The 5461-nt window shown below is 42.5% G+C and carries 3 protein-coding genes and 1 pseudogene; 3 read left to right on the top strand and 1 reads right to left on the bottom strand.

Going from position 1 to position 5461, the window contains the following annotated elements; all coding sequences use genetic code 11:
• Positions 1 to 229: 229 nt before the first annotated feature.
• Positions 230 to 658, top strand: a pseudogene (locus O9290_RS12775) (transposase); the annotation flags it as partial.
• A gap of 306 nt (positions 659 to 964) precedes the next feature.
• Here the strand turns inward: O9290_RS12775 and O9290_RS12770 are convergent.
• Positions 965 to 2008, bottom strand: coding sequence for a DNA cytosine methyltransferase (locus O9290_RS12770; protein ID WP_288087125.1), 1044 nt, complete (start codon positions 2006 to 2008; stop codon positions 965 to 967).
• A 686-nt stretch (positions 2009 to 2694) separates the two neighbouring features.
• Between O9290_RS12770 and O9290_RS12765 the strand changes: the two genes are divergently transcribed.
• Both O9290_RS12765 and O9290_RS12760 read left to right on the top strand, forming a co-directional pair.
• Positions 2695 to 4962, top strand: coding sequence for a GspE/PulE family protein (locus tag O9290_RS12765; RefSeq protein WP_288059551.1), 2268 nt, complete (start codon positions 2695 to 2697; stop codon positions 4960 to 4962).
• 65 nt (positions 4963 to 5027) lie between these two features.
• Positions 5028 to 5318 (top strand): DUF3082 domain-containing protein, encoded by a 291-nt coding sequence (locus O9290_RS12760; protein WP_002786666.1) that lies wholly within the window; start codon positions 5028 to 5030, stop codon positions 5316 to 5318.
• Positions 5319 to 5461: the final 143 nt, after the last annotated feature.

Raw genomic sequence — 5461 nt, 5'->3', positions numbered from 1 at the left:
TTGTTATGGTTCGATAGGGGGCATAAATCGACTAAATCCTTATCTGGCAAAAGACTTAATTGATTAGTTCGCTCTAGATAAAAAACAATTGACAAAAATCGCTAAATGCCTTTCTATATAAGGGTTCCATCCCTTATAACCCCCGTCCATTGCATAACACAAACCGAAGAGCCCTTTTTTAGCTATAACCAAGTCATAGTAGGCTTTCACGTCAAAATACGCCCATGGCAGAAACGACCCCATCCGCATGAACGCGAGTTCTTGGGAAGAAGCTACGGACATCGATTATTTTATCACGAATGTCCAGGCGGAAAAAGTAACCCCGCAGTGGCTAGTAGAAACTTACTCGCCAAGAAATTGGGTAGAAGTTTTCTATCGAGAGGCGAAAGGATGGTTGGGGCTAAGAGAATATCAGGTTCGCGAGAAAGAAAGCCTTCTTCGCCATTTTATCCTGGTGTTTTGTGCCTACACTTTTATTCTCTGGCATCACTTAACTGGGGGGCTACAAAGACGATGGGCGAATAAACCTCTGGAGACGTTTACCGATGCGTTGGAGGCTTTTCGTACAGCGATGTCTTTTCGTTTTTTCACTTGGCTAACGCAGAATATTGATGTCTTTACCTCTCACAAAGCGGCTTTGGGCTACATTTGGGCTTAAAATTTGTTTAAGTCCCAGTAGTCATTTTTAGGCAGTGGTTTCAAAATATCTTTCATGAGTTTTGGAAAATTTATTAGCATATTTTATGATCTCCTTGAGGTTTATCTTTACTTCTACATCCTATCTATAATAGGCGTTTTTGTGTGACTTTTTACGACGTTCAACACTTCTGGCAGTTATCTTAACGGTGAGATAGGAAGTTTTGGTTTTGGGGAGTCGGTCGTCTATACCAAATTAGGTTATACTTCATCTTGGTAAGAAACGCTGTCATCTACCCAAACACCTAGAAACAATTGCTATTTTTCCTCAGATTGACAATAGTTCTAATTGTCTCCCCTCTAGGTCTTTAATCCTGATATTTTCTTGAGAATCTCTGGATAAATCTAAAGTTTTAATCACCTCTTTTGCCACCGCTTTTACCACCGGAATGGCCACAGAATTACCGAACTGTTTATAAGCTTGGACATCGCTGACAACAATCTGAAAACTATCGGGAAATCCCTGTAATCTTGCCCATTCTCTGGGAGTCATTCTGCGGACGAATAACTTATTTACCTCTCCTTTAATGCGAGTAACGGGAGTAAAATTAGTCAGTCTTTTATTGATAACTAAATTTCTTTCTTTTCCCATACCTCCCACCACAATAGCATTAGCGATACCATCGGGAGAAATAATCTCATAACCGAACCCATTACCTTTATTTTGGTGTCTATCCTTGTGTTTAAACAAAGTTTCTAAATACTGATTAGAGAGATAATATTTAACGCTGACTTCCTTTTCTTCTAGGATATCTTTGAGACAAGTTTCTTGATGGGTTGGTTGAGGATAGGAAAAATGGTAAATATTTAAATCCTCTCGAAAACCGACGATAAAAATTCGGGGACGGTTTTGAGGAACCCCAAAATATCTGGCATTTAAAATCTGGGGACTAGGGACAAAATAATGCAAATCCTTTTCTAATATATCTAAAATAGTTTTTAAAGTTTTACCTCGATCATGATGGACTAAACCCTGGACATTTTCTAAGATAAAAGCTTTCGGTTTCTTTTCGTGTAAGATCCGGGCAACTTCAAAAAATAAGGTTCCGCGTGCATCTTCAAAACCGTGTTTTCTGCCAGCGATACTAAACGCTTGACAGGGAAAACCGCCGCACAGTATATCATGATCAGGGACAGTTTTTGCCTCTAATTTTCTGATATCTTGATTATCGGGTAAATGACCATAGTTAGCTAAGTAAACCTTTTGGGAGTGAGGATCGATTTCCGAGGAAAAAACGCATTGACAACCGAGATTCTCTAAGGCGATTCTAAATCCTCCTATACCAGCAAATAAATCAATAAAAGTCCACATATTTTATCTATTCTAAGCTTCCGTTTTGATCCCTGAGACGATGTTATACCGGCTATCTTAGATTTTAGTATAAATTCTCGAATCTTTCTGTCCACTTCCCCATCTACCCTGTCCGCGTAATTTTTTTCTCCCAAATACTAAACAGATTGGTGTTACAAGTGTAGGATAAGTAAAGATACCTTTAACAAGCATAACCTAGAAACCATGACCTCTTCTGCTCTTTTTATAGCAGTTATCCTAAATGATGAGGTAGGAAGTTTTCCTTTTGGGGAGTCGGTCGTCAGCAGTCGATACCAAATCAGTTTACACTTCGTCTTGATGAGAAACGCTATAAGTAGGCGACGATAAATCCGACATTCCGCACATCTTCATATACTTTTATATATTTTTACATTCCCCAAGATGTTTTGACGAAAAAGCTTCATAGAAACTACTATTGAGAACATTTTCAATAATTGATTTTTTCTGAGAAAAAAATTACAATTCTTCACCTTGAGAAAAATCAATCATTGTAGCTATAGTCCCTACTAGCAATGGGTTTTAAGCAAAATATCAGTAAAAATTATCAATTGAATGTTAAGAAGTGCGGAAAGTGGGATAAATTTTCTTTTACCTGTTAGCTGCGGTGAAAAAATGGGAATACTAAGGGATGTAGTGGGTTGTACAGTCTTTACTGGCTCTATTCCATGTCATCAGCAAACGAGAAACTTCAGACCAAGCTGCCTTCCTTTGCCCAAAAGTTAGTGCAATCGGGTTATGTCACTATCCCGCAACTACAAAAGGCAATGATCGAGAAGCAGAAAAGTCATCTGCCTCTACGGGCAATTTTACCCCTGATCACCGGCCGTCCTTTACCCAAAGAGGCACTGGCATACTACCGACTCGAACAACTGTCAAAATTAAAAGCCAAGTATGGGGTAGAATATCTTGACCCTGAAAGTGAGACGATCGACTGGAGAGAAATCGAGAATCTGTTTCGCACAGTCCTTCCCTTTGAAATTTGCCGTCGTTATAAGATCCTGCCCCTACAAAAACAGCAATCCGCTGCCAATGTCCTTCACCTAGCCATGGTGGATCCCGCTAATCAGGAAATTCTCGATGATTTACGTCGTATCCTCCGGGATCAAGAATTGCAGTTTGAACGTCGTGTCATCGATCGGGCAGATTACCAGAAATTGGTCGAAATCTATCGTTATCGCCAAGAAAAAGCCCTATCTTGCCGTTTTCTTCCCCAAGAACAAGAGCTAGAGACCATAGTTGACATAACCGGCCTTTTTGAAGATGGCCAATCTCTCCCCCATCTCAACTGCAAATTAGCCGACGAGGATCTCGGGCTGATTCAAGAGGCGAATCAAGGGACGATCGTCAGTGTCGTTAATAATATCCTGGTTCAAGCCATCGAAAGTAAAGCGACGGAAATTCACCTAGAACCCCAAGAAAATCAATTAACTGTCCGTTTTCGCCAAGATGGTCTCCTGCGTTCTGCCTGGGAACCGATTTCTCCAGAAGCGACCCCAGGGATTATCTCACGGTTAAAAATTCTGGCTAACCTCGATTTCAGCGAAAAATCGCGCCCCCAACAGGGAAAAATGACCATAACTTTTTCCGGTCGCAAAATAGATTTTCGTCTCCACACCCTACCTCGTCAACAGGGAGAAAAAATTCTGCTGCGGGTTTTTGATTCTCGATCCCCACTTTGGCCCCTCGATGAGTTGATTGCTAGCCAAGAAACCTGTAAACTGGTACGCACCATGATTGATCGCCAGGCGGGGTTAATTCTGCTCACCGCACCGGCCAGAGGCGGCTGTTCCACCAGTTTCTATTCTCTACTAGCCCATCGAAACCGGGGTGGGGTTAATATCGCTACCCTGGAAACCTCGATCGAACGCAGCCTTAATGGTATTACCCAAGTGGAAATCGCTGATGGTCAAGGCCAAGATTATGCCTCGATTTTGCCCTCTTTCCGGAATCAAGACCTAGACATCATCGGCATCGATCGCCTGGCGGATTCTTCCACCCTTACCCATGCTCTAGAAGCGGCTTTGACTGGACATTTAGTTATTTCTAGTTTACCCCTCAATGATGCCTTTGCTGCGATCGCTCGCCTCAATCAATTAGCGGAGCCGGCCTTAGTGGCTGATACCCTCATTGGAGTGATCAATCAAAGACTGGTGCGACGGGTTTGTCCGGTTTGTCGGCTGAAACATCAACCAAAAAGGGAAGAATTAGCTAAATTTGGTCTTTCTCCCGCCCAAGCTGCTCAATACAGCTTTTATAAAGCTAATTCCCTCACTGCCGAAGAAATCATCCAAGCGCGGGAAAAAGGCAGATTATGCCGTCATTGTCACGGCATCGGTTATCAGTCCCAGATCGGGGTCTTTGAAGTGATCACGATTACCCCTCACCTCAAAACTTTCATCGCTGCGAAGAAACCCGCCGATATGCTCAAAAAAGCGGCAACACAGGCAGGATTTAAGTCTCTCCTCACCTACGGTTTAGAATTAGTCTGTCAAGGTTATACTACCCTAGAGGAAATCGAGCGCGTCATAGCTGATCAATTCACTTTGCCCCCCCTCTCTGCTGCCAATAATCCTGAGATTCCCTCGGATGTTTTCGGGAGAATCGAGGCGATCGAGCAGTTATTAAAAGCTCTCAATGGTGAATTACAGTCATTAAAGCAAGAAATTAACCTAAATTCGCTCAAAAATTTTCCTAAGAGCGCAAATACAACTATTCTCGACCAGGAGTTACCTGATTTGACTAATCTAGTCCTTTCTTCCCAAAACTGGTCATCGGACAAGGAAACGATCGTTTTCGCTGCCCCTGTTTATGAGGAGTTAACCGACCCCGGCGATTGGGAACAGTTAAAACGGGAACTAGACCAGAATCAAGACCTGATCGCCTCCTCGCAAGTCGATACTTCTTTTCCTTCCGTCCTCGATCCTTGGTCCTAGTCGGGTAAAATGCTGGGGAAAAGAATTAAAATTTAACCTGGGCAATATTTGAGGACTAAAAAGGAATGACCACAGAATTAGAAACCAAAAAAGTTACTCCTACTCGCTGTTTGGTTGGTGCGGCAATTTCGGCAGCATTGGGGACAATTCTCTATTATCTCACAGCAGCGATCGGTCATTCTTTTTACTCAAAACCAATGGTTGCTCACAGTCCGATCGCCTTGAGAATTGGCAGTGCTGTCCGCACTTTAGTTTTTGGTTTAGCTTCTCTAGGAACCTTTATTTTTGCTTTTGTCACCATTGGTTTAATTCTTTTGGCTATCCAATTACTGCTTAAACGCCCTCAACAAACATAAATTTTGACATCCTCGCCGCCGTAAACGGACGGTGATTCCCAAACCTCACGATTTAGGTTTCTGCTTCTTTCCCTTGCGGGGTTCCGCACCTGCCGCCCCAGATTTACTCTGTTCTGGTCTTATGGTCGCTCTACAGACTGACA

Origin of the sequence: Microcystis sp. LE19-41.2A (genome assembly GCF_027530405.1) — a bacterium.
Lineage (GTDB): Bacteria > Cyanobacteriota > Cyanobacteriia > Cyanobacteriales > Microcystaceae > Microcystis > Microcystis aeruginosa.
Note: the sequence above shows the minus strand (reverse complement) of the source record. Positions and strands in the feature narration are given on the sequence as shown.